General features: G+C 48.1%; 18 protein-coding genes and 1 pseudogene. 10 read left to right on the top strand and 9 right to left on the bottom strand.

From position 1 onward, the window contains the following. Positions 1 to 47: 47 nt before the first annotated feature. Positions 48 to 1,340, bottom strand: a complete 1,293-nt coding sequence (iscB, locus tag JGK22_RS06405) for an RNA-guided endonuclease IscB (RefSeq protein ID WP_293178516.1) — start codon at positions 1,338 to 1,340, stop codon at positions 48 to 50. A 1,472-nt stretch (positions 1,341 to 2,812) separates the two neighbouring features. On the opposite strand from iscB, the gene JGK22_RS06400 reads away from it, so the two are divergent. Further along, positions 2,813 to 3,208, top strand: a complete 396-nt coding sequence (locus tag JGK22_RS06400; protein ID WP_293153459.1) for a response regulator — start codon at positions 2,813 to 2,815, stop codon at positions 3,206 to 3,208. A gap of 740 nt (positions 3,209 to 3,948) precedes the next feature. Continuing rightward, positions 3,949 to 5,265, top strand: coding sequence for a transposase (locus tag JGK22_RS06395; RefSeq protein WP_293189379.1), 1,317 nt, complete (start codon positions 3,949 to 3,951; stop codon positions 5,263 to 5,265). A gap of 306 nt (positions 5,266 to 5,571) precedes the next feature. Here the strand turns inward: JGK22_RS06395 and JGK22_RS06390 are convergent, their stop codons facing one another. The 4 genes from JGK22_RS06390 to rpoB all read right to left on the bottom strand — a co-directional run bounded on the left by JGK22_RS06390 (position 5,572) and on the right by rpoB (position 16,686). After that, positions 5,572 to 9,714, bottom strand: coding sequence for a DNA-directed RNA polymerase subunit beta'' (locus tag JGK22_RS06390; RefSeq protein ID WP_293178519.1), 4,143 nt, complete (start codon positions 9,712 to 9,714; stop codon positions 5,572 to 5,574). 405 nt (positions 9,715 to 10,119) lie between these two features. Continuing rightward, positions 10,120 to 11,994, bottom strand: a complete 1,875-nt coding sequence (locus JGK22_RS06385) for a DNA-directed RNA polymerase subunit gamma (RefSeq protein ID WP_293189380.1) — start codon at positions 11,992 to 11,994, stop codon at positions 10,120 to 10,122. Positions 11,995 to 12,077: 83 nt separating this feature from the next. Beyond that, complete coding sequence (locus tag JGK22_RS06380; protein ID WP_293312557.1) at positions 12,078 to 13,166, bottom strand: HNH endonuclease; 1,089 nt, start codon at positions 13,164 to 13,166, stop codon at positions 12,078 to 12,080. Positions 13,167 to 13,299: 133 nt separating this feature from the next. After that, complete coding sequence (gene rpoB, locus JGK22_RS06375; RefSeq protein WP_293178528.1) at positions 13,300 to 16,686, bottom strand: DNA-directed RNA polymerase subunit beta; 3,387 nt, start codon at positions 16,684 to 16,686, stop codon at positions 13,300 to 13,302. Positions 16,687 to 16,788: 102 nt separating this feature from the next. On the opposite strand from rpoB, the gene JGK22_RS06370 reads away from it, so the two are divergent. Further along, positions 16,789 to 16,932, top strand: coding sequence for a hypothetical protein (locus tag JGK22_RS06370; RefSeq protein ID WP_293178531.1), 144 nt, complete (start codon positions 16,789 to 16,791; stop codon positions 16,930 to 16,932). Positions 16,933 to 17,048: 116 nt separating this feature from the next. Here the strand turns inward: JGK22_RS06370 and JGK22_RS06365 are convergent, their stop codons facing one another. The 3 genes from JGK22_RS06365 to rpsT all read right to left on the bottom strand — a co-directional run bounded on the left by JGK22_RS06365 (position 17,049) and on the right by rpsT (position 18,593). Continuing rightward, the gene (locus tag JGK22_RS06365) at positions 17,049 to 17,258 is read right to left on the bottom strand and encodes a hypothetical protein (protein ID WP_293178534.1); all 210 of its coding nucleotides are present in this window, start codon (positions 17,256 to 17,258) and stop codon (positions 17,049 to 17,051) included. A 31-nt stretch (positions 17,259 to 17,289) separates the two neighbouring features. Then, positions 17,290 to 18,069 (bottom strand): TatD family hydrolase, encoded by a 780-nt coding sequence (locus JGK22_RS06360; protein WP_293178537.1) that lies wholly within the window; start codon positions 18,067 to 18,069, stop codon positions 17,290 to 17,292. Between the two features lie 224 nt (positions 18,070 to 18,293). After that, the gene (gene rpsT, locus JGK22_RS06355) at positions 18,294 to 18,593 is read right to left on the bottom strand and encodes a 30S ribosomal protein S20 (RefSeq protein ID WP_293178540.1); all 300 of its coding nucleotides are present in this window, start codon (positions 18,591 to 18,593) and stop codon (positions 18,294 to 18,296) included. A 467-nt stretch (positions 18,594 to 19,060) separates the two neighbouring features. Here rpsT and JGK22_RS06350 point away from each other — a divergent pair, with 467 nt between their 5' ends. The 7 genes from JGK22_RS06350 (at position 19,061) to JGK22_RS06320 (ending at position 23,801) form a co-directional block, all read left to right on the top strand. Beyond that, complete coding sequence (locus JGK22_RS06350; RefSeq protein WP_293178543.1) at positions 19,061 to 19,273, top strand: hypothetical protein; 213 nt, start codon at positions 19,061 to 19,063, stop codon at positions 19,271 to 19,273. Between the two features lie 188 nt (positions 19,274 to 19,461). Beyond that, positions 19,462 to 20,766 carry a histidinol dehydrogenase gene (gene hisD / locus JGK22_RS06345; RefSeq protein WP_293178546.1) on the top strand — a complete coding sequence of 435 codons (1,305 nt, stop codon included), beginning with the start codon at positions 19,462 to 19,464 and terminating at the stop codon, positions 20,764 to 20,766. 325 nt (positions 20,767 to 21,091) lie between these two features. After that, positions 21,092 to 21,517, top strand: coding sequence for a universal stress protein (locus JGK22_RS06340; RefSeq protein WP_293197003.1), 426 nt, complete (start codon positions 21,092 to 21,094; stop codon positions 21,515 to 21,517). Between the two features lie 93 nt (positions 21,518 to 21,610). Then, positions 21,611 to 22,036 carry a hypothetical protein gene (locus JGK22_RS06335; protein ID WP_293196970.1) on the top strand — a complete coding sequence of 142 codons (426 nt, stop codon included), beginning with the start codon at positions 21,611 to 21,613 and terminating at the stop codon, positions 22,034 to 22,036. A gap of 314 nt (positions 22,037 to 22,350) precedes the next feature. Beyond that, positions 22,351 to 22,827, top strand: coding sequence for an ATP-binding protein (locus JGK22_RS06330; protein ID WP_293196971.1), 477 nt, complete (start codon positions 22,351 to 22,353; stop codon positions 22,825 to 22,827). Between the two features lie 15 nt (positions 22,828 to 22,842). Further along, a complete protein-coding gene (locus JGK22_RS06325; protein ID WP_293189387.1) occupies positions 22,843 to 23,196 on the top strand; it encodes an STAS-like domain-containing protein in 354 nt (117 codons plus the stop codon). Next, positions 23,196 to 23,801: a hypothetical protein gene (locus JGK22_RS06320; protein ID WP_293189389.1), complete on the top strand. Its 606-nt coding sequence runs from the start codon at positions 23,196 to 23,198 to the stop codon at positions 23,799 to 23,801. The genes JGK22_RS06325 and JGK22_RS06320 overlap by 1 nt, the downstream gene beginning before the upstream one ends. A gap of 18 nt (positions 23,802 to 23,819) precedes the next feature. Here JGK22_RS06320 and JGK22_RS06315 read toward each other — a convergent pair. After that, positions 23,820 to 23,987 (bottom strand): annotated as a pseudogene (locus tag JGK22_RS06315) (type II toxin-antitoxin system Phd/YefM family antitoxin); the annotation flags it as partial. Between the last annotated feature and the right edge of the window lie 138 nt (positions 23,988 to 24,125).

Raw genomic sequence — 24,125 nt, 5'->3', positions numbered from 1 at the left:
TACTAGATAGCAGAATATCGGAGTATTCTGGGGTGAAACGGAGTGAACTAAAATCGATATGAGTAGCCGTCCTGTCGGTGAATAAACTTCACGTTTTTTATGGTAGAAACTCCAATACGAAACTGATTAATTAAAACCTCAAAACCCTTTGCAGTAGGTTTTTTCACTCGCGCCGTATAGGTTCCGGCTCGTGAATTCTTGCGGTCAGTATCCAGCGTGAACTTAACTGTATCGCCTGTTTTGACGTGCTTGTATCGTACTCGTGTATTTTTCACTGCTGGGAACCCGTGTTTGTTGACTCGTATTTCCTGCCTTGTGCCGTGCCCAAAACACGTGACAATCAGAGGCTGAGTTGTTCTCAATTGAATCGAGCGACCAGATTTCCCGACACAGGCGGCATCAATGCTATGTGACTTCTCTAAGCCCTGTTGAGTGCGGTTGAATTTAGTTCTGCCGCCCGTCCAACACTTCACCGTGTCGCATAGCTCTTTTGCCATCCTGACAATGGCAAAACGGGTTGAATTCACTGCTGCTGCATCTTTAAGGGGTTGCTTGGCTTGTGCAAGAATACGTTGTAGCAGGTCGGGTTTGCCCGAAAGGAAATCTTGGATATCGCGATTCCCCTTCTTCTGGTTGCACGGAACACAGGAAAGAGCAAGGTTGCTGACTCGGTTTGACCCACCTTTTGATTTAGCCTGAATGTGTTCTACTTCCAGGGGGGTATCGGTTGCACCGCAGTACGAGCATTTTTGTTCCCACTTTTCTAGTAGATATTGCTTCACCTCATAGCCAGCCAGTTCACCCGCTTGATATTGCACTCCACTAATCTCAGGATTCTGCATCAGTTGTGTGTCAAACCGGACTTGCTCAATCTCAATCTCAGTGATGGGACTGTAGCGCATGAATCGCTTAATCCAAGTTTCTACCGTTTGAACTCTATGTCGCAAGCTGGGGGCTAACCATCCTGTAGGCTGCTTTCGATTAAAACGCTTTGCTCGATATCTAAGATTGCGCGAACGCCGCGAGCCTCGCACGCTAGCCCGTTGTTTGAGGTCAGCGCTGATTTGCAATCCTCGATGCTTTAGTTCCATGCCGAAGACAATATCTTCACCGCATTGAATGGCGAAACCCGTCCATTTAGAACCTGGATCTATTTTGAGCCGATAGGGTTTGAGTGTGGGATTGAGAATCTGTTGCTTGAGGACGATCGCAAACGGATATGATCTGTACACCGCTGCTTTTTGTTTGGTCAACAGCTCTCTAGCACGGGCAGGATGCACCATGTTGAGGAACGTCCTGTCGTGATTCAACAGGAAAACGTAATTAGCTTGAATTTGCATTTCTGCATCTGGGGACTTGGTAATGTTTGCATCGATTGGCTTACAGGCTTGTTACCAGGGTGCGGTGTTCCACGTTCAGAAGCTACGCGATGTTCCTCCCCTGACGCTTGAATCTTGCCCGAATTGATTGAGTCATGACCCTCCAGCGGCTATCACACTCTTGGTGTGTGTGAAATCTGGTGTAGCAGGGTACTCCGAATTACTCCGTTTCCCTCGAATTACTCCGCTTCTTTGCTACTCTATGTTGCCGACCTTTGTGCCTACCTGTCTATTTACCCGCCGCGAGAAGGTTGATTCACAGTCATACTTTTCCTTATAATCGCTCACAAAGGCAGATCGTTCAGAATTCAGCCGGGTCAAATCTATCCGGGCGAACTCTCAAGCCTCTGACACCAGCTCGATAGCGGTCAAAACTGAGAATGGCGAATCCCCAACCATCCCCGCTATATTGGGTACTCCGATCCGAATGGGAAGGCCCGAGTAGGTCAATCAACATTGCTTGACTCTAAGAGCAAGAAAGAAAATAATTGTCAAGGCTCCGGGACTCCCATAGCAGTTACAAAAAGTAATGGAACTGCCCTCAACCTCAGTCCACCTTCATACCCCTATCCGAGCGATCGTCCCCAGTCTAAAATCTAAAATCTAAAATGGTACAAGTTGGAGTCCTGACCACAAGAGAGGATAAGCAGTAGCAATCCCGAAATTGTCTGCGATATTCGGGGGAGAGAGGGAGATTCTCGGTCGTCGGGGAGAAAATGTAACCGTGAAGGGGAATAGAGAATTCAAATATACAATTTAAATCGACAACAGGTTACTAAAAACTTGCTACCGGGGGATCGTGAGACGAGCGTCAGTGTCAGGTCTAGTTCTAAAAAACAACTAAACACTCTATCTAAGGTAGACAATTATTTGAAATATTCTAGTAGACTGTGGTAGATTGTAGTAATATCAATAGGTTCACCCTATTTTACGTTAAAGCATTTCCGCATCTAAGCGCGGATGTATTGTAGCAGACTGACTGAAGAATATACATCTAAAACCTGTTCAAAGTATGGACAGAACCACAAAAAGTTAGAAGGTAACCAACAGTTTGTCCTTCTTGCGGTCATGGCATCGGGCGTGATATGAATGGCACTTTTAGCCTTTTTTTAAAGGCTGTGACAGATCCGCGACACAAAGGCGTAAGATTGCATCTTACCAATTGTGCCATACACAGTAAAGGTTGATTTTCAGCTTCTACCGGGTTAAATGTATCTGTTTGTTTGTATGTAGTAGTCTAAATGATGGTAATGGATGCTTCTGGGCATCTGTACACCCTCTCACGGTAGTCGCTCAAGGAATATATGCGGGTTTTGCAGGGTTCCCGGCTGATGGCGCTAAAAACTCTGCATTTTTGACGGGGAATCTAATCCTCGTGCCGTGTTCCTCTTTTGACTCATGTCGCAAAGTTTCCATACTTCCCATATTTATTTATGAAAACCGTTCTGATTGTAGAGGACGATTTGGTTAATGCTCGAGTTTTTTCCAAAATACTTACTAAGCGGGGGGGCTTAGCTGTCAAGCACACGGAAAATGTTGAAGAGGTGATGCAGATTGCTGCGGCCGGCCAAGCTGATTTGATTTTAATGGACGTGTCTCTTTCGCGCAGCGTGTACCAGGGAAAATCTGTTGACGGCATTAAGATTACTCAACTGCTGAAAGCTGACCCGCAAACCGCCTCGCTGCCGATTATATTGGTGACGGCTCACGCGATGGCCGGTGATAGAGAAACTTTTCTGGATCAAAGCGGTGCCGACGGTTACATCTCTAAACCCGTAGTAGACCATCAAGAGTTTGTCGATCGGATCAAGGCTTTGCTCCCTGAGTAAGCGAACCATATTTGAAGCAGGAAGTTCAGCAACGGATTCGTCGGCTGTCGGATGTAACAAATGTAACGGAGGGAAGCCACGAAGTTTGTAGTTTAATACGCTTGGGTTAGCGGTCTTTTACCGAAAACTTGGCTTCTTCAGCCCCGTCCTTCTAGGACGGCTTTTATTTGATCGACTTTTTAAGAAAAGTCTTGATATTTCTTAAAGACCTAGTGTTCAATCTAACCTACGAATTCGTGCTTAAACCCACATCAGAACAAATAGTTATTTTCGCAGACTGGCTTGAATAATGCGAGCGTGTTTATAATACCATTTTGACAAAAGATTGCGACATAATAAATGTTTTGTTTGGTCGCTTGTACCATTGTGGTCAGGTGCGGCTCTGTCAAATTGTCGATATATAGCTACGAATTTTTCGTGGATCCACAGCCTACAACTAATGTTGTATTAATTTTGAAAATTGGTATTATAAGGAAGAAATAATTTTATTTATAGTTTGATTCAAACAATTAAAAATTTTAATTTTCAAGTTTTATAAAAAAACATTCGGTAAGCGGAAAACTCAGTGTCTTTAGACCTGAGATGCAAGCGACACGGGCGGTTTCAACCGCCGTGAATCTTTTTTGATTCTTAATACTTAAAACCAAAGAAAGATGTTAAAATACAAGCCAGGGAGGTGAACTAGATTGATAATAAACTATGTTTATAAGTTGCGACCCAATCAAACACAATCATCAAAAATGTCTGCTTGGATAGATATGCTGCGAAGCCAGTATAATTGGTGCTTAAATGACAGAATCTGTCAGTACAGCCAGCAGTTTATCCAAGGCAATTACTGTGACATTAGAACGAAAGGCGAAGCTTCACCATTGACCTGCTTCGTAAGTAAAAGTGGCGCAACCGGAAATCCTTGGAAAGATTCTAAGTCTGACAAAGAAGGCAAAGCTAGAAATCCTCGTCGAAGTGCTGGTGACATTCAGATTACAGCATTACCTGAGTTAAAAATGGCTAGACCTTGGTATAGTGGAATTGACTCAACAGTTTTACAACAGAATGTTAAACGCTTAGACATTGCCTACAAAAACTTCTTTGAAGGTAGGGGATTTCCTAAATTTAAAAACCGCAGCAACTTCACATCTTTTACTTTCGTGATGGGAGTAAAAATCAAGGGTAATAAAATTTACCTACCCAAACTGGGTTGGATGCGGTTTTACAACTCTCGCTCAATCCCAGATGGGTTTACCATCAAGGCTTGCGCGGTTAGAAAACGCCAGAATGGCTGGTATGTTTCTATTAGAATAGAGGATAAATCTGTACCTGAATACAGCGCTACTCCTGTTGGCGATAACCCCAAAGTAATAGGTTGCGACCTAGGAATCACTAAACTGGTTCACCTTTCTGATGGATACCAAATCAAAAATCCCAAGTTTTCGACGAACAAAAAAGCTAAGCGGACTCTAAAAATCAGACAGAGACGGGTTAGTCGCAAAATTAAGGGTAGTAAAAATCGCAAAAAAGCAGCTATTAAAGTTGGGAATTTCCATCAAAAGATTAGCGATAAGCGTCAAGCATATCAATGGAAAACTGCAAATTTAATAGTATCTCGTAACGTTGATGTAATTGCCACAGAAGATTTAAATATTTCAGGGATGATGCGCCGATGTAAAGTAAAAAGTGACGAGAAAACTGGGAGGTTTCTGAAGAATGGGCAATCCAGAAAAAAGGGATTGAATCGCGCTATGTCTGATGCAGGTTGGGGCGATTTGGGATTAAAGATTGAGTATCTGGCTGCAAAGCAAGGAAAAATCGTAATCAAAGTTAATCCTAAACACTCTAGTCAGGAATGCAGGAATTGCAGTCAGATCGATAAATCCAACAGAGATGGAGAAAAATTCATCTGTGTTGAGTGCGGATATCACGAACACGCCGATATTGGCGCTGCAAAAACGATTAGAGATCGAGCTTTGAGAATGGTACGTGGGCCAGGACGCGAAACTAGGTGCTCAACACCTAAACGCCCAAAAAATATCACCACGCTCGCAGAGCAAACGTGGTGAGTTTGGGAACCTGAGCAATCAGGATATTAAGGCCGCAATGTCTTAAGAATCTCAGTCGCTTTAGCGCTGAGAGTGTCAATGAATTCTGATTTATGCCTGCGGCTGAATATCTTCTGCCTTCTTTTTTCGGGCGATTTGATGTGCCGATCGCACTTTCGCCTGTGAATTTTGAATTTTAAGTTTTGAAACCAAAAATTTAAGATTTTTCAACCAACGCTTGCGCCTGTTGGTTGGGAGGATCTCTCAAAAATTGCCGCGCAGTTCAGGATCGCTGGCTGCGCGGCAATCTATCTCAAAACACTCGTTTTAGTCTTCGTCCTCGTCGAAGTCGTAACCGATATCATCATCATCATCGGCGATCGCGCCTAAGGAATCATCATCAGTATCAGGGACAAAATCGTCCTCATCAACCTCAACTTCCTCAAAATCCTCCTCGGAGTCAACATCAGGGGCGCGGCCGACATCAAAAGGACTCTCGATCGTATACTTGCGGCGGGCAGTGCGATCGTCCAACACGACATCTTCCTGCAAATCCTGGATGTCGTCGTCAAAGACAGCACCCTCAAAACCGGCATCTTGAACGCTGGCATCCTCATAGGCATTGAACCCAGTTCCAGCAGGAATCAGGCGGCCGATGATCACGTTTTCCTTGAGGCCGCGCAGCCAGTCGGATTTGCCTTCGATCGCAGCTTCGGTGAGCACCCTTGTGGTTTCTTGGAAGGAAGCTGCGGAAATAAAGCTGTCGGTATTGAGCGAAGCTTTGGTAATCCCCAGCAGCACCGGGGTGTAGTCGGCGGGGGCGCCGCCAGTAATCGACATGGCTTCGTTCACCTGTTCGACTTGCCGCAGTTCGACCAACTCGCCGGGGAGCATGGTGGTGTCGCCGCCGTCCTCCATGCGGACTTTGTTGGTCATCTGGCGGACGATTACTTCGATGTGTTTGTCGGAAATATCCACGCCTTGAGACTGGTACACCGATTGCACTTCGTTGACGAGGAAAGTCTGCACCTGCTGGAAACTCTCCAAAGCGGCCTCGAAGGTAGGTTGGCGCTCTTTGAGGACTTGGAAAAATACTTCGAGAATTTCGTGGGGGTTGGCGGGGCCGTCGGTTAAGGCTTCGGCGACGCCAACGCGCTGTCCGTCGGAGACGATCGGGTTTTGGCCTGGTAATAAAGGATATTGCTCGATTCGGCCGTCATCCTCGACTACGGCGAGTTCCACCACATCGTCGTCGGTGACTACCTGAGCTGTCCCCGGGCGCTTGGCTAAAATGCAAGCTTCCTTCGGTTTCCGCCCTTCGAGCAATTCCTCAATCCGGGGTAAACCTTGAATGATGTCCCCAGTTTTGGCTCGCTCGAATACGAGGATGACTAAGTTGTCGCCGCGTTGCACCAAGTCGCCGTCGTCTACGTGGAGCACCGCACCCCCGGAAACTCGGTAGGGACGGGCTACGCGCAATACTATTTTGGCTTCTTCTCCGTCATTGGAGGTTGGTATAACTTTCACGACTTGACCGGACTCTTCCAGAATTACTCCCGGCGCTACTTCTGTACCGGCTACGAGTAATTGACCGGGACTCACCTCGGGCGTACCCGCTACTGAAACTGTGACTGAATCGGCATCCCGCATGACTAACAACCGGCGGATGGGTTCGCCCTGTCCTTCGCGGATGCCCCGGACGATGCCGGCTTCTTTGCAGAGAATCTCGGTGCGGGCGACTACTGCGCTGGGGGCGATCGACTGTCCGTCTTCTACCAATAGTCTGGTGTGGGTGCTGCCTTGGGTGGGATCTGCCGATACGTCCCGCCGAATTACCAGCGATTCCAAAATCACTAACTGCAAGCGGAAAATCCGAGAAGGCGCTGGGACTTCTTCGCCTTCGACGAGAGCTAGTTCTTGCGACGCCACCGCCGCTTCTGAGCCAACCCAAGCTGGGCCGGAACCGTCGGCTCCAAAAGCTAAGGCGTCCCCATCGTCGGGCAGGAGTTCGATATCTGCTGCCAGTTGCGGCGCGCCGGAACCAATTTCTAAGATGAGCTGAGTCCGCAGCAGTTCGAGTCCTTCGACTGATTTGACGCGCTCTCCGTCTTTGTAGGGGAGGCGTTGGACTGCTTTGAGGGCGATCGACTCGTTGAGGGCTGTTTGGGAAGGTATGGGTGGTTTGTCGGGTACGGGGTACTCGACTACGGGGCGCAGCAGCAATGCTGGGCCTTCGGGGGTTTCGATGTATTCGGCATAGCCCAATTCTTCGGCAATTAAGCCGGGGAAGATTTCTTGACCGGCACTGACTATTTGACCTTCGCCGTAAGTGAGCGGCGGGCGATCGACCGAGTGCAGGGTTCCAGGCTTGATGACGATTTCCCGGAGGATGTCGTTTTTCTGGGTAACTTCTACCGCACCGCTGGTTTGGCAGAAAATATCTTTGACGACTTCGGTGCCGGCTTCGACGTACTGGCCGTCTTCTACTAGGAGTAGGGAGATGTCTTTGTTGACTTCGTGGCATTCTTCGGGAATCCACAGCAGGGTGCCGCCTTTGACGACTTCGTAGCCGAGTTTGGCTTTGCCGCGCTTGTGGACTTCGACTCCGGCGTATTTGACGATGCCTCCGGTGGCGGTGCGGTAGCTGTCGTCGAGCAGTTCTGCGACGACTTCGCCGTTGATGACTTTGCTTCCTGGTGCTGTTTTGAGCGAAAACCTTTGGTTGGAGGCGGTTTCGATGATGTAGTGTTCGCGGCCGCCGGCGCTTTCGGCGCGGACGATGGCTTGGTCTAGCAGCACTTGAGCGGTGATGATTTCGATTTCTCGCTCGTCGGCGATGCGGACTACGCCGCCGTGTTCGGAGACGAGTTTGGTTTCGGCGATGACGCTGTTGGCTGCGATGCGATCGCCATTTTTGACTGCTGGTTCGGCACCCGGGAGCAAGTTGTAGACTTCACCCGAGAGAATCCAAATCAGTCCGCCTCTGCTGGCGGTGCGGGTGGTGTTTCCTTGACGGTCGGTTTTTTCCTCTGGTACTAGGTCGGCAAATTTGGCTTCGCCGGCCAAGTCGGAGGCTACGTCTGTTGTGACTTTTTCGGTGGTTTTGCGGGCGGCGCGTCCGACGATCGGCACTTCTGCCAAAACTTGACCGGGGATGGCGCGCTGTCCGTCTTTGACCATCAGGGTCGAACCTTGGACGATCGCGAATTCTACTTTCAGCTTCTGATTTTTGGCGCCGGATTTGCCTTCTTCGTAGCCTTCGCCCTCGAATACGAGTTTGCCGTTGTTTTCGGCTACGAGGGCTTCTTCACCGTGTCTGGTACGGAAGGCGCGGGTGCGTAAGTTCTTAAACTTGGCGACGCCGGGAAATGGTGCGCGTTCTTGTTTGGCGACTTCTCCAGTAAATACGCCGCCTGTGTGGAAGGTACGCATGGTGAGCTGGGTTCCTGGTTCCCCGATCGACTGGGCGGCGATAATCCCGATCGCTTCTCCCATGTCCACCATTTTCAGGTGGGCGAGGCTCCAACCGTAGCAGCACTGGCAAACGGAACGGGTGGCTTCGCAAGTTAGGGGCGATCGTAAATAAACTTCTGGCACTCCAGACTTACCGATTTCTCCTGCCAATTCTTCTGTAATCGGCTGGTTGCGGGCGGCTCTTTCGTTCTCAAAAGTCACGATTTCTTTGGTTTTGGGATTGACCACATCTCGGGCCAACACCCGCCCCAGCAGCCGATCTTTCAGGGGGATGAGCACGGTCGCACCGTCGGTCATGGGGCGGACACGAATCCCGCGTTGGGTGCCACAGTCTACTTCGCGCACGATGACATCTTGGGATACATCGACTAACCGACGAGTCAGGTAGCCGGAGTCGGCGGTGCGGAGGGCGGTATCTACTAAGCCTTTGCGCGCTCCGTAGGACGAAATGATGTATTCGGTAACGGTGAGTCCTTCGCGGAAGTTGGTTTTAATTGGCAAGTCGATGATTTCCCCTTGGGGGTCTGCCATCAATCCGCGCATTCCGACGAGCTGCCGCACTTGGGAGATGTTCCCCCGGGCGCCGGAGAAGGCCATCATGTACACCGAGTTGAGCGGGTCTGTGGCTCGGAAGTTTTTGACTACTTCGTCTTTGAGGTCTTCTGAGGTGCTGTTCCAGGTGTCGATTACTTTTTGGAAGCGTTCGACTTCGGTGATTTCGCCTCTGGTGTATTTTTGTTCGGTGATTCGGATTTCTTCTTCGGCTGCTTCGAGCAGTTGTCGTTTGATTGGCGGTACTTGCAGGTCGTCTACGCTAATTGAAACTCCCGCTCTGGTCGCAAACCGAAAACCCAAGTCTTTGAGTTTGTCGGCCATTTGCGCCGTGCGGGCCGTTCCATAGTTCATGAATGACCAAGAGATTAATTTTTTGAGCTGACCTTTGTCAACAACTCGATTGCGAAAAACAATTTCCTTATTTTCCTTATTTTCTGTCATTTTTCTGCTGTTAGTAATTTAGTCATTGGTCAGAAGTGCGAGCTTAAGAGCTCGCGAACCTTGTCATTAGTCATTGGTCAGAAGTGCGAGCTTAAGAGCTCGCGAACCTTGTCATTAGTCATTGGTCATTGGTCATTGGTAATTAATAGAATTTCAGCAGCCTAACATCGATATTTAGGGTTTGCTTTGTCTACCTTGCCGCTAAGTCGCACCTCATTTTTTTCGCCTTTAGGACTTACCAATTACCAATTACCAGAAAGAATTGGTTGAAAGCCCCAAGTCTTTGAGGGAGAAATTAAAATCAGACTATTCATTACTCCAATCCTCTTCCTTCTAGGTAAAGGTCGCTCTCAAACTGTCAACTGTCAACTGTCAACTGTCAACTGTTGAACAATTACCCAATTCCTAATTGTTAATTACCGATTCGATCGTTTGGTGATAAATAATCCTGCCCGGAGTAGTCCGAATAAACTGATTGATCCTCTTACCCTCTGCATCTTCCCGAACGCGGCGGAACTTGTATTCTTTCGTCACAGTACCGTCAGTCGATCGCTCCACCTTCAGCGGTTCACCTTCGGGTTCTGTGTTTTCGATCGCGCCTTGAAACCTCACCCACACGTAGGAGTGCAAGTCCACGACTCCTTGTTCGTAAGCTACAACCGCATCATTAAGATTAGAGAAGTAATGACCTGCTCCTTTTTGACCGTTAGGATTGTCGGCTGTCAAGTAATAGCAACCGAGCACCATATCTTGAGAAGGAGTGACGATCGGTCTTCCAGTTGCCGGCGACATAATGTTATTAGAAGCCAACATCAGCAAGCGCGCTTCAGCCTGAGATTCCAGAGACAAAGGCACGTGTACCGCCATTTGGTCGCCGTCAAAGTCAGCGTTAAAAGCCGGACAGACTAGCGGGTGAAGCTGAATCGCCCTCCCGTCCACCAAAATCGGCTCAAAAGCTTGAATCCCCAAACGGTGCAGCGTAGGAGCCCGGTTCAGCATGACAGGGTGTCCTTCAATTACCTCTTGCAGCACGTCCCAAACGCTGGGATCGTTGCGTTGAATCAGTTTTTTGGCTGCTTTGATGTTGTTGACGAGTCCTTGGCGGATCAGGCGGTGGATGACGAAGGGCTGGAAAAGCTCGATCGCCATTTCCCTCGGTAAACCGCACTGATGAATCTTCAGTTTCGGCCCCACCACAATTACCGAACGTCCAGAGTAGTCAACCCGTTTACCCAGCAAGTTTTGCCGGAAACGACCTTGTTTCCCTTCAATAATGTCCGACAGCGACTTCAGCGGACGGTTGTTTGCGCCCACCACAGTCCGGCCACGGCGGCCGTTATCAATTAGCGCATCCACAGCCTCTTGTAACATCCGCTTTTCGTTGCGAATGATAATTTCCGGCGCCAGAATTTCTTGCAATCTGGCCAAGCGATTATTGCGGTTAATAACTCTCCGATAAAGGTCATTAAGGTCACTGGTTGCAAAACGTCCACCGTCTAGCTGTACCATCGGCCGCAAGTCTGGGGGAATCACCGGAATCACATTGAGTACCATCCAATCGGGATGAGAACCCGTAGCGATAAAGTTGTCAATTACCCGCAAACGTTTAATTAACTTCGCGCGTTTTTGACCTTTAGCATTAGCAATATCTTCCCGCAGCTTTTCCGCTTCGCTTTCTAGCGGAATATTTTGCAGCAAAACTTGCAAAGCTTCCGCACCAATGCCTACTTCTACGCCTGTCAGCGTGGAATCTTCACTGTAAAGTTCATCTTCTATTTCCAGCCAAGCATCTTCGGTGAGCAATTGCTTGTATTGGAGCTTTTCAGCATTACCAGCATTCAGCACAACATAGGCATTGAAATAGACAATTTGTTCGACATCTCGCAGGGGCATATCTAACAGAATTGCCATGTAACTGGGGATGCCTTTGAGATACCAAACGTGAGCTACTGGAGCTGCTAATTTGATAAATCCCATGCGGTGGCGGCGGACGCGAGATTCAGTGACTTCCACACCGCATCTCTCGCAAACAATGCCTCTATGACGCACTCTTTTGTACTTACCACAATGACATTCCCAATCTTTTGCAGGCCCAAAAATGCGCTCACAAAACAAGCCGTCCATTTCCGGTTTTAATGTTCTATAATTTATGGTTTCTGGTTTGATGATCTCACCAGTTAGCTGACCATTGGGTAAAGTTCTCTCTCCCCATTGTCTAATTCTTTCTGGTGAAGCTAACCCAATCTTTACGTAATCAAATCGTTGTTCTATCTTAGCCATTCTTGACTCCACTCGATGATTTACTTGAAATTGTTTGCTGTAATTTATCTGTTTTGATTGATTGTTTTGCAATTAAATCAATGTCAAACTCCTTTATATGTGACATTATTTTTAATGTCATGAATAACACTTCTGGATACTTCAAATTCCAGAGCTATCTTAGGAATAGATTCTCCAGCTTTAATTCGTTCTCGCACATCCTGTGCTTGAGCCAAAGTCAGTTTGCGATCGAGATATCCACCCATACGAGGAATCGGAACCTCTTCGCCTTCTTCCTTCCAAGTCAGGTGATACTTAATATTGTGTATAGTTATCGGATGTACGCTGTATGCTTCAGCTAAATCCTTCATTCTTTCTCCTGCTGCTAGTTTTTGCCGGATTTCTCGCACTTTTTCCCAGTCTAATTTGGCATTGGAAAGGGGATGACTTTTTCCTTGGGTGCGTCCTTTTTGGGAAGCATCTAATAAATTCTGAGTGCGAGTACCAGCCCAGAGGTGTTCTGGATTAATACAACTGGGAGTATCGCAAGTATGACAAGCATCCATATAGGTGGGAAGTTCATATCCTAATTTCTCTGCTAAAACAGCACGAGTAACTGATTTTAATTTCCCATTTTTGAAGTATCTGCCATAGCCTGAACCATCTTTTGCGCCTTGGAAAATTATGCAGCCGTTGTCTTGAATTTCTCCTAAAAAACGTGGGGAAACTGTGGTGAAGTTATCGGGAATATTTGTCTGAACGATCTTAGTAATAGTTTCATGTTGTACCCCATACTCTTTTGCTAGGTGGTTCTTGACTTTTCCCGATAAATATTTAGTCTGAATTTCCCGCAGTTGTGCGATCGACAATTTATCAATTCCCGCAATGCTTTTTCGTCTGGGAGTTTTGCGATCGCGCCCCATCATCTGTCCGGTATTCTCAGCAGCAGACCCCGCTACGAGATGTTCCGGGTTGATGCAGCCTGGATTATCGCAGGTGTGGCAAGCAAAATAACTGGAATCGAGGAATCCTGCTATTTTCGATTCGAGGACTAATCGGTGGACTAATACCGTTTTGCCATCGATCCACTTGCGCCCATAACCGTTACCAAACTTACTGCCTTGCCAATTAATACAGCCTGTCTCCAGGTCTAATTCTCCTTCAATTCCAGGGATAACTGTTACAATAATCATGTCAGCGTCTCTCCTTGTTAGAGCGTTGATTCGCCTCAGCAGTGGTACGAACACTGTTGAGGCATTTTCATTTGAGAGTATCGATTAAAGATTTTAGATTGAATGTTGCCAAAAAATCTAAAATCTTTAATCCCTAATCCTCGTCGAGTTCGTCGCGAGAAAGCGATTCGTAGGTAGGCCTGGAGGGCGATCGCCGCCCACCAGCATCCGCCATCAAATCAACTTCTACGTGCTCGCTGCCTTCGTCGTTCGTATTCACCTTGTGCACGGCAATGTCCAAGCACAAAGATTGCAACTCTCGCATCAGCACCTTAAACGATTCCGGCGTACCGGGGCGCGGGATGGCTTTGCCTTTGACGATCGCATTCAAGGCTTCATTTCTACCCTGCATATCGTCCGACTTGACAGTCAGCAACTCTTGCAAAGTATAAGCTGCGCCGAACGCTTCGAGAGCCCAAACTTCCATTTCTCCGAACCGCTGACCCCCCTGCTGCGCTTTGCCACCCAAAGGCTGCTGCGTTACCAGCGAGTAAGGCCCCGTGCTCCGGGCGTGGATTTTGTCATCTACCAAGTGGACGAGTTTGAGCATATAGGCGATGCCGACTGTGACGGGGCGATCGAACGGTTCGCCGGTGCGGCCGTCGTAAACTATAGTTTTGCCTGGGTGTTTTTCGTTAAATACCCAAGGTTTGCCAGTTTTTTCGCGCGCCTCCTCTAACTTGCCGTGAACGGTTTCCCGCGACTTTTCAGCGCCGTGCATTTCGTCAAACGGCACCATCTTGAACCGCATCGACAAATTTTCGCCCGCCCAGCCCAGCAAGCACTCGAAAATCTGACCTACGTTCATCCGCGACGGTACGCCCAAGGGGTTGAGTACGATGTCAACCGGAGTCCCGTCTGGGAGATAAGGCATATCTTCCATCGGCAGAATCCGGGAGACGATACCTTTGTTACCGTGGCGGCCGGCCATTTTGTCGCCGACTTGAATCTTGCGTTTTTGGGCTACGTAGACGCGGACAACCATGTTGGCGCCAGGGGGCAGTTCGTCGCCCTGTTCCCGGGTAAACACGCGCACGTCCACCACGCGGCCTTTTTCGCCGTTAGGGACGCGGAGGGAGTTGTCGCGCACGTCTCGGGCTTTTTCGCCGAAGATTGCCCGCAGCAGTTTTTCTTCCGGCGGTTGGTCGGATTCGCCTTTGGGAGTCACCTTCCCTACCAAAATGTCGCTGGCTTCTACCCAAGCACCTTTGCGGATGATTCCCTGTTCGTCTAGCTGGCGCAGCGCGTCTTCGCCGACGTTGGGAATTTCGCGGGTGATTTCTTCGGGGCCGAGTTTGGTTTGGCGGGCTTCGATTTCGTATTTCTCGATGTGAATCGAGGTGTATACGTCTTCGTACACCAAACGCTCGCTAATGAGCATGGCATCTTCGTAGTTGTATCCCTCCCAGGGCATATATGCTACGAGGATGTTGTGGCCCAGGGCGAGTTCGGCGCCTTCGGTGGAGGAACCGTCGGCGAGCACTTGACCGGCTACGACGCGATCGCCCTCATAGATCAAAGGACGCTGGTTTAAACAGGTATCCTGGTTCGATCGCTGATATTTTTGCAATTCGTGTTCGATGCAGCCGGCATATTTTTGCTTCCACACCGAGGGCTGCTTGGTTTTGAGCTCGTCGTATTCGCGAATCATGAAATGTTCTTCGCTGGAATTCGACTCGGCATCTACCGCTAGGGGCTTGACAATAATCCGGGTGGCATCGATGTAAATTACCTCGCCGTTGACCTTAGAAACTACCACCATCCCGGAATCTCGGGCGGCTTGAGCTTCCAAGCCCGTACCCACAAGGGGACGTTCTGGTTTCAGTAGCGGCACAGCTTGCCGCTGCATATTCGATCCCATCAGAGCTCGGTTGGCGTCGTCGTGTTCCAAGAACGGAATCAGCGATGTCGCGACGGAGACGATTTGCACTGGCGAAATCGCCATGTAGTCCACCTGCATCGGGGTGGTGGTGGTGAACTCTTGGCGGTAGCGCACGGCTACGGTTTCGCCCAAGAGGTTGTTGTTTTCATCGAGGCTGATGTCTCCGGGGGCGACGCGCAAGTCGTCTTCTTCATCGGCTGTCATGTATACGGGGGCTTTGTCCCGCAATACTTGTCCTTTTTCGACTGGGTAAAAAGGAGTTTCGATGAAGCCGTAGGGGTTGACGCGGGCGTGGGTTGCCAAGGAGCCGATGAGTCCGGCGTTGGGGCCTTCTGGTGTTTCAATGGGGCAAATCCGGCCGTAGTGGGACGGGTGAATGTCCCGCACGGCGAAACCGGCGCGTTCCCGAGTCAAGCCTCCTGGGCCGAGGGCGGAAAGCCGGCGTTTGTGGGTCAGTTCTGCTAGGGGATTGGTTTGATCCATGAACTGGGATAGCTGCGAGGAACCGAAGAATTCCTTGATTGCTGCTACCAGCGGTTTGGGGTTGACCAGGGAAGCGGGGCTGAGGGAGTCGGCGTCGGAAACTGTCATCCGTTCGCGGATAATCCGTTCTAGGCGGTTCAATCCGACGCGGACTTGGTTTTGCAACAGTTCGCCGACGCTGCGGACGCGACGGTTACCTAAGTGGTCGATGTCATCCGTTGAACCGATGTCGAATTCCAGGTTGATCAGATAGTCGATCGCCGTCAAGATATCTTGGGATGTCAGTACCCGCATCGTATCGGGGACTGTCAACCGCAGTTTTTTGTTGAGTTTGTAGCGGCCGACTCGGCCCAAATCGTAGCGTTTGGGGTCAAAGAAACGCGAGTTGAGGAGCTGTTCGCCGCCGGCTACGGTGGGGGGTTCGCCCGGACGCAGTTTGCGGTAGAGCTCCATCAAAGCTTCTTCTTCGCCGAACTGTCCTTCTTTCTCGATCGTTTTTTGGAAGTATTCGGGGTGGCGCAAGCTGTCGTAGATTTCGCCGTCTGTCAAGCCTAGGGCTTTGAGCAGAACTTGGGCCGACAGCTTGCGGGTTTTGTCGATTCTCACCCAGACTAGATCGTTTTTGTCTGTTTCAAATTTCAGCCACGCGCCTCGGTTGGGGATGAGACTGGCGTTGTAGGAACGGCGGCCGTTTTTGTCGGTTTCTGATTTGTAGTAGACGCCAGGGGAACGGACGATTTGGTTGACGATGACTCGTTCCGCACCGTTGATGATGAAAGTGCCGCGTTCGGTCATCAAAGGCAAATCGCCGATGAAGACTTCTTGCTCTTTGATTTCGCCTGTTTCTTTGTTAATCAAGCGGGTGGGGACGTACATTTGCACCGAGTAGGTGCTGTCCCGGCGCTTAGCTTCGTCTACATCGTATTTTGGGCGCTTGAGTTTGAAGTCTTTGCCGATGAAGTGGAGTTCCAGCTTTCCCGTGTAGTCTGTAATCGGGGAGAAGCTGTCTAGTTCTTCAATCAGTCCGGCTTCTAGGAACCAGCGAAAACTTGCCCGCTGGATTTCGATCAAGTCGGGCAAGGTGAAGGCGAATTCTGTGTAATCTTTAGTCGTCATGGGTGTCCTTTTTCCGCAGTGGCTCTAGCTTTTTACATGGCGCCAAGGCTTGGCGTTTTTACCTTGTTGCGTTTTTTTGATGGATTGTGTGAGAGAATTTATATGATGTTTTCGATCGCCTACCAACTGCTGCAACGGTTGTTTTTATTGGTTGCTCGCATTATTTTTGTGCGGGTTCTGGCTGCGATCGAGATTCTTTTAGCTCCGATCTCTTGGTACTCCAGGGTAAATCCCTTACACATTTGACTCCTAAAATTGACTTTACAGCTATTGCCAAATTGCTGAGGTTCCAAGTTGCTTGTAATGTGTAAAATTGAGTGTAAGTTTGAGGTATTGCTTGACGTTTTTGTCTGTCCGGAAGATTAGCGCGCCCTCGCCCAAGCTAGCAGTTCGGCGACTGCGACGGCGCCCGCAAGCAAGCGATCGCCCGATCGGTCGGTTCTTTTTATTATTATAGGACGCAAATCCGATCGCACTACGGCAACTCCCAAAGAATCTGAGATTAAGGATGAATCCGGTTTTTGTATCAGGATATAGATGGGATTTTTCCTATCTTTTCCCCCGAACTCCACCTGTTTTCCTCGTTTCTCTATGCGCTAGTAGCTAAAGTGACAACCCGAATAGCTGACAGGCATTTTCGGTTGTCTGCTGGGACAAAGTCAAGAGAGAAACTCCTCTCAATTTAGCAACTTGCTCGGCTACGTAGTAGACGTAAGCTGGTTCGTTGCGTTTTCCCCGCTGGGGTACGGGCGCGAGAAAAGGACAATCTGTCTCGACTAGGATGCGATCGCTATTTACCATACAAGCTGATTCTTGTATTTGCAAGGCTTTTTTAAAGGTGACTGTGCCGCTAAAACTGATGTAGAAACCCAGGTCTAAAAACCACTGGGTTTCTTCGGGCGTGCCTCCCCAGCAGTGCATCACCCCGCGTACTGGGCCGCGTCTTTCCCAAAAGTTCCGCAGCATTTCAGCCATTGGGGCGGCGGCGTCGCGACAGTGAATAATGACTGGTTTGTCAAGTTCCTGGGCAATTTCAAGCTGTGCCTCAAACACTTTAAACTGGTGTTCGCGATCGTCAGCCTTAAAAAAGTCTAGTCCAGTTTCGCCGATCGCCACTACCCGAGAGTCAGAACTTGCTAATTCCCTAATCAGGCTTGCAGTTTCGTCTTTCCACTTGGCGGCATCTAGGGGATGAAGCCCCACCGCAAAAGAGACTTCTGCAAACTGATTGGCAATTGCTTGAATTCCAGCAAACTCTTCGGGTTCTACACAAGAATGAACCAATCGAACTACACCAGCTTCGCGCCAGCGTTCTCGAATGGCTTCTAACTCCGACTTGAAAGTCTGAAAGTTGATATGAACGTGAGTATCGATGAGCTGCATGGGGGAATGGGAGAGTGAGAGAGTAGACGAGGGGGAGAGTGGGAGAGGGGGGGAGTGGGAGAGGGGGAGAGGGGGAGAGTGGGAGAGGGGGGAGAGGGGGAGAGGGGGAAAATCTTCTCTCTTCCTTCTTCCTGCTACTTTTTCTTCTTCTTCCTTCTTACTTCCTGCTGCTTTTTTCCTTCTTCCTTCTTCCTTCTTCCTTCTTCCTTCTTCCTTCTTCTGTCTTAGGATGCTACTTGTGTTTCGTGTGGCTTGATGGTTCTTGCCAAGCGGGACTTTTTGCGAGCGCCGTTGTTGCGGTGCAGTACACCTTTTTTCACAGCTTTGTCTATTTTGCTGTAGGCCTCAGACATCCGCTGCTGGACTTCTTGCATTAATTCTGGTGTCGGAGATGCGGCGTATTTATCGACGGCTGCAAAATACTTTTTCATCAAAGTTTTTACCGCTGACTTGTACGACTTGTTGTACAAGCGGTTGCGCTCGGCGATTTTGACTCGTTTGACGGCGGACTTAATATTTGCCATAGTTCAGTTTGTGGAAGTAGGTATTGATTGATACATCATAGTCTCAAGATAGTCTCAAGACACGGAGATTTTGAGGGACAATCTTTTCGGGTGGGAGCCACAAAAAGCTTGATTTTTTTAAAGCTGAGTCAGCCATGAGCCGATCGATCGGATTCAAGCTGAGCCTGGGGCTACTTTTTCAAGGGCGATCGCGCAATAATTTTTAATTGACTCATTTAACTGCCTTTTTTTTTACCTCTGACGATACCCAAAGGTATGACAAGGGTGCGATCGAGGCGTCTTGCGGGGTTTCCACCGTCACGAGTTAAATTCACGGTTTATTGCGCGCAATTTTCAAGTATACAATAACTTGGCGTTTTTTTATAAAAAATTATCAGGTGTCGAAAAAACTAATATAGCATCGATTCGGCTCAAAATCCCATTCCCTGAAAAATCCAAGTTAAGCTATAACAAAGAGTACGGGTTATTTGGGCTTCGTCGAAGGAAGAGGGAAGAAGGAAGAAGGAAGAAGGAAGAAGGAAAAGGGCAGAAGGAAGAAGGAAAAGGGCAGAAGGAAAAGGGCAGAAGATTTTTCCCTCTCCCCCTCTCCCCCTCTCCCCCTCTCCCCCCTCTCCCCCCTCTCCCCTCTCCCCCTCTCCCCCTCTCCCTCCGCACCCGATTCTCTGGCGAGCAATTTCTAGAAAAGCTCTCAGTGTTGCAAAATCATCGACAGAGATTTATAACGCTGCACTGAAGCCTTAGAAACTCCCGCGAGTCTCGCGGTTTAAGCTTGTGGGCTGGTGGTGGCTGACTTGTCCAGGAGATAGCCACAAAAATCCCCAATTGTCAAGCAAATGTTAGTGAATTATTGACGGCATTCCTAATCTCCATGCTGCGAATTATTACTCAGTGGGTTGAGGCGCAAGCTGAACTGCGACGAATCTGCGATCGCACCCACGACGAACTTGTTATTCACAAAGAAGCCACCGTGCGCGAGGTGCTGCAAGCTGTAAGACGCAAAGGCGATCAGGCTGTGCTGCAATATACTGCTGAATTTGACCGCATCACCCTAAATGCGACAGATTTGCGCGTGAGTGGCGCCGAATTGGATGCTGCTTATCAGCAAATATCGAAAGAATTATTAAATGCGATCCGGCTTGCTTGTAAACAGGTAGAGGCGTTTCACCGACAGCGTGTGCCCAAATCTTGGGTGCAGTTTGGTGATGACGAGATTGTTTTGGGTAAGCGCTACACGCCAGTCGATCGCGCGGGAATTTACATCCCTGGCGGTCAGGCGTCCTATCCCAGCTCGGTGATCATGAATGCGGTGCCTGCGAAGGTCGCCAAGGTGCCGAAACTGGTGATGTGTACTCCCCCCGGACAGGAGAAGAAAATGAATCCTGCGGTGCTGGTAGCGGCTCAGGAGGCGGGAGTTGATGAGATTTATCGGGTTGGCGGGGCCCAGGCGATCGCAGCTTTGGCCTACGGTACCGAAAGTATTCCCAAGGTAGATTTAATCACCGGGCCGGGGAATATTTACGTCACGCTGGCGAAAAAACTGGTTTACGGAACAGTCGGGATCGATTCTCTGGCGGGGCCGTCGGAGGTGCTGATTATTGCTGATGCTACGGCGAATCCCGTACACGTGGCTGCGGATATGTTGGCTCAAGCTGAACACGATTCGATGGCGTCGGCGATTTTGCTGACGGCGGATTCGGTGTTGGCTAGAAAGGTGGTGGCTGAAGTTGACAGACAATTGGTAAATCACCCGCGCCGGACTTTGACGGAAAAGGCGATCGCCAATTACGGTTTAGTTGTAGTAGTTGAGTCCCTGAAGGCGGCGGCGGAACTGTCTAACGAGTTTGCTCCCGAACACTTGGAATTGCAGGTGGCAGATCCCTGGGCCCTGCTCGACCAAATTCGGCACGCTGGGGCGATTTTCCTGGGCTGTTCGACACCGGAAGCCGTGGGCGATTATTTGGCCGGCCCGAATCATACTTTGCCGACTTCTGGTGCTCCGCGCTATGCTTCGCCGCTGGGTGTGGAAACTTTTATGAAGCATTCGAGTTTGATTCAATATTCGCCGGCTGCACTGAAGAAGGTGGGTAGGGCGATTAATGTGTTGGCCGAAGCTGAGGGTTTGCCTTCTCACGCTGATTCGGTGCGCTTGCGGACTGAAAATGAGGGAGGGTGATGAGTTTTAGATGGTAGAGTTGAGGTTGGCGATCGAGATTTACGCACTTCGGGCTTAAGAAACCCGGTTTCTTTCAATAAGCTGTTGCACATTTAAATTGTATATTCGGGACGGGCTAGAAGCCCATCCCACAAGAGTTTTTAAGTGATTTTTGACATACAATTTAAATGTAGGACAGCTTATCTTGCGTAAATGACGCAATTATGTTAAGAAACCGGGTTTCTGTGTAGTAATGATGCTGTTGGTGGGAAGCGCTAAATTGTGGAAAGTAGGCGACTATCAATGAGAAGTTTAAAGTCTAATATCTGAGATTTAAAGGTGCATTATATTGGATACTCTTTTGGTGGCGATCGACAATTCTGAGTTTGCAGCACAGGTTTTGCAAGCTGTGGGGCAGTTTAAACTAGAACCTACGGCGAAGGTGATTTTAGTTCATGTTGTGAGTTCTGATACGCTGGATTTTGATGCGGTGGTCGATCGACCTCACGCTCAGGGAAATGAGATTGCTTATCGAGAAGTAGAGAAGTTGTTGCAATCTTATCAGGAAATGTTGCCTTGCCAGAGTGAGTTGGAGATTGTGGCGGGGGAACCGGCCGAGGAGATTTTGCGTTTGGCGAATATTTATAAAGTGGACTTAATTGCGATCGGCTGTCGGGGTTTGACTGGTTTGAAGCGGATTTTGGAGGGTTCGGTGAGTGCTGAGGTTGTGGCTGAGGCTCCTTGTTCGGTGTTGGTTGTGCGATCGAGGTAGGGGGAATTGAACCGCAGAGGTTGACAGTGCGATCATCGGCTGATTGATATTTTACTAAATTTCTTTCTGGATCAAGCCTTCCATAGAATAATTATGAGCGTGACTCTTAACATCCCTACAATCAATGATAATCTGAACGATTTTGACAATCTGTTTCAGCTTTTGGAGCAACTAAATGAGGATTGCTCAGAAGTAATTATTGACTTTTCTAAATGTTTTTTTCTCAGACAAAATGCCGTAGCTTTTCTGGGAGGATTGATTCGTCTCATTCAATCCCGCTCGATAAAATTAAACATTAATTGGGATAGTATTCATAAGAACATAAAAATGAATCTTGAACAAAACGGATTCATGTATACTTTTTGTGAGAATAAAGAACCTTGGCAGGGTAATTCTATCCCTTATCGAGAAGATAAAAAACAAGATAAAGATGGCTTGGTTGACTACCTAGCAGAAAAATGGCTAGGACGAGACTGGGTTGATATAATTGACATACTCACCGTGCTGAAGCAGCGGTGATTCTTGACGCTTCATCGACTGACGCTACGGTCGTAGTCTTACTCTGTCTCTGCGCCCATTTAGAGTCGTGGCAATGCCCTATCCCGACTATATGTATCGTTTCGTTTGAAAACATAACAATACTTTTTATTTTGCTTCCAGGTTGGGTTTTAACCATTGCCCTTCAGTCTTTCCCTATTACTGGATCAGTCTCGGTTTCAACTCGGAATGAGTATATATCGCTGCAATCTTAGGTGGGAATTTCAACCAATTAAATTCTAACATAAAGCCGTCCTAGAAGGACAGGGCTTGTATCCCAATTTTTTGGTCAAAAATTGCAAAACGTCATCGTAGGAACTGTTTGGGAGATATACGCTAACGCCTTTGAGCATGGGCAAACAGAAATCGGAGTCTTTAGCTGTGGACAGCACTACCCTAAAAAAAAGGAACTAAAACTCACTGTGATTGACTTCGGTGTTGGGATTCCCCAAAATGTGCGCCTATTCCGAAAACTCTCGGATTTACCAGCAGACGAAGCCCTAAAATGGGCATTTGAAGCAGGAACTACAACCAGGCGCGGTGATGTTGCTGGGGGTGTTGGACTTGACTCTCTGAAAAGATTTGTAAAGATGAATAGAGGAAAGTTGGAGTTTTTCAGTCACAATGGGTATGTCCTGATTAACAAAGATGAGGAAACTTACCAAAATCGCCCAACCTTTTTCGGAGGGACACTGGTTAACATTACTCTCCAATGTGATGAAGCCATTTATGTACTGGCTTCTGACACCGACGGCGACGCCCCACTTTTCTGAGGGAACTTCTGAAATATGAAATCTTACAAGATTGGCACTTTGATTGGGAAAACTTGCATGACACCCGATGACGGTATGAAGGTGTATGAGTTGACATACCCCGAACTACGGGCAGAGCACGCTGTAGAGCTTGACTTTGCTGGTGTAGAGATTTTTGCATCTCCGTTCTTCAATTTTGCCATTGGACAGCTACTTAGGGATATCTCCCCAGACACTTTAAACCGTCTGCTGACATTTTCTCATCTTAATACTGTAGGCAATCAAATACTCAAACAGGTGATTAAGAACTCAAAACGCTACTACGCAGCAGATGATGCAACCCGCAATGCAATCAATGAAATTGTCAGCCAACAGGTGGGAAATGTATAATGGCAATCCAATATACAGTCAAGGCTGAGGTAGTTAATATCCAGTTTGACACACCTCAAAAAGATGACATTTTTCTGGTAGATACTAATGTCTGGTACTGGCTGACTTACACTCCAGCCAGTACCTCTGCGAAAAGCTATCAAATAAATGATTATCCTGCTTATTTAACAAAAATTATTTCTGCTCAAGGATTGCTTTTATATTGTGGGCTTTCTTTGGCAGAGTTAGCACATAATATTGAACAGGCAGAACGAGCAATTTTTTCGGCTACATTAAACACAAAAGAATATCGCCATAACGAGCCAACAGAAAGAGCTAACGTAGTAGCTGAAGTTCTAGCTGCTTGGGGTCAGGTAACATCTATTGCTGTATCGACCGATGTGACTATTGATGAAACTACAACTAACGCATCTTTAACCAGATTTCAAACTCAACTTTTAGATGGCTACGATCTGCTAATTCTCGAAGCAATGGATAAAGCAGGGGTAGTTCAAGTAATTACTGATGATGGTGATTATGTGACTGTTCCTGGTATCAAAGTTTTTACTGCTAACCGCAATGTAATTACGGCAGCAAGAAATCAAGGTAAGCTGATTACTAGATAAGAAATAAGACCAAATGCTTCATAAGTAATCAACACGCGATCGCAGCAGATATACTGTCTCTATTAAGCTTGCCAATTCGTCAGTGGCAATTAAGGCTACATTTTCGCCGTCAGAGCGGGTGATGATGGCATCGCGATCGCTTATGACTTGTTCGCACAGTTCATCGAGATTGGTCTGAGCTTCAGTATAAGTTACTTGGGTTTATGTGAGTGACATGGTTTTTGGCTTCCCAATACTTTGGACTTTCTTCGACTTGACAAGACTTAGCTTTTATAGTCACAATCATCTTTAAGAGGCACTATTATAGCTTTCCCATAGGAAAAA

Source organism: Microcoleus sp. PH2017_08_TRC_O_A (assembly GCF_020738665.1).
Lineage (GTDB): Bacteria > Cyanobacteriota > Cyanobacteriia > Cyanobacteriales > Microcoleaceae > Microcoleus.
This window is presented reverse-complemented; position numbering and strand designations above follow the sequence as displayed.

Coding starts and splice junctions, on each gene's coding strand:
- JGK22_RS06360 (WP_293178537.1), bottom strand. CDS start 18,069: ATGCAGCTCATCGATACTCACGTTCATATCAACTTTCAGACTTTCAAG.
- JGK22_RS06395 (WP_293189379.1), top strand. CDS start 3,949: ATGTCTGCTTGGATAGATATGCTGCGAAGCCAGTATAATTGGTGCTTA.
- rpsT (WP_293178540.1), bottom strand. CDS start 18,593: ATGGCAAATATTAAGTCCGCCGTCAAACGAGTCAAAATCGCCGAGCGC.
- JGK22_RS06335 (WP_293196970.1), top strand. CDS start 21,611: ATGAGCGTGACTCTTAACATCCCTACAATCAATGATAATCTGAACGAT.
- JGK22_RS06370 (WP_293178531.1), top strand. CDS start 16,789: ATGATGTTTTCGATCGCCTACCAACTGCTGCAACGGTTGTTTTTATTG.
- JGK22_RS06400 (WP_293153459.1), top strand. CDS start 2,813: ATGAAAACCGTTCTGATTGTAGAGGACGATTTGGTTAATGCTCGAGTT.
- JGK22_RS06390 (WP_293178519.1), bottom strand. CDS start 9,714: ATGACAGAAAATAAGGAAAATAAGGAAATTGTTTTTCGCAATCGAGTT.
- iscB (WP_293178516.1), bottom strand. CDS start 1,340: ATGCAAATTCAAGCTAATTACGTTTTCCTGTTGAATCACGACAGGACG.
- JGK22_RS06380 (WP_293312557.1), bottom strand. CDS start 13,166: ATGATTATTGTAACAGTTATCCCTGGAATTGAAGGAGAATTAGACCTG.
- JGK22_RS06325 (WP_293189387.1), top strand. CDS start 22,843: ATGAAATCTTACAAGATTGGCACTTTGATTGGGAAAACTTGCATGACA.
- JGK22_RS06320 (WP_293189389.1), top strand. CDS start 23,196: ATGGCAATCCAATATACAGTCAAGGCTGAGGTAGTTAATATCCAGTTT.
- rpoB (WP_293178528.1), bottom strand. CDS start 16,686: ATGACGACTAAAGATTACACAGAATTCGCCTTCACCTTGCCCGACTTG.
- hisD (WP_293178546.1), top strand. CDS start 19,462: ATGCTGCGAATTATTACTCAGTGGGTTGAGGCGCAAGCTGAACTGCGA.
- JGK22_RS06385 (WP_293189380.1), bottom strand. CDS start 11,994: ATGGCTAAGATAGAACAACGATTTGATTACGTAAAGATTGGGTTAGCT.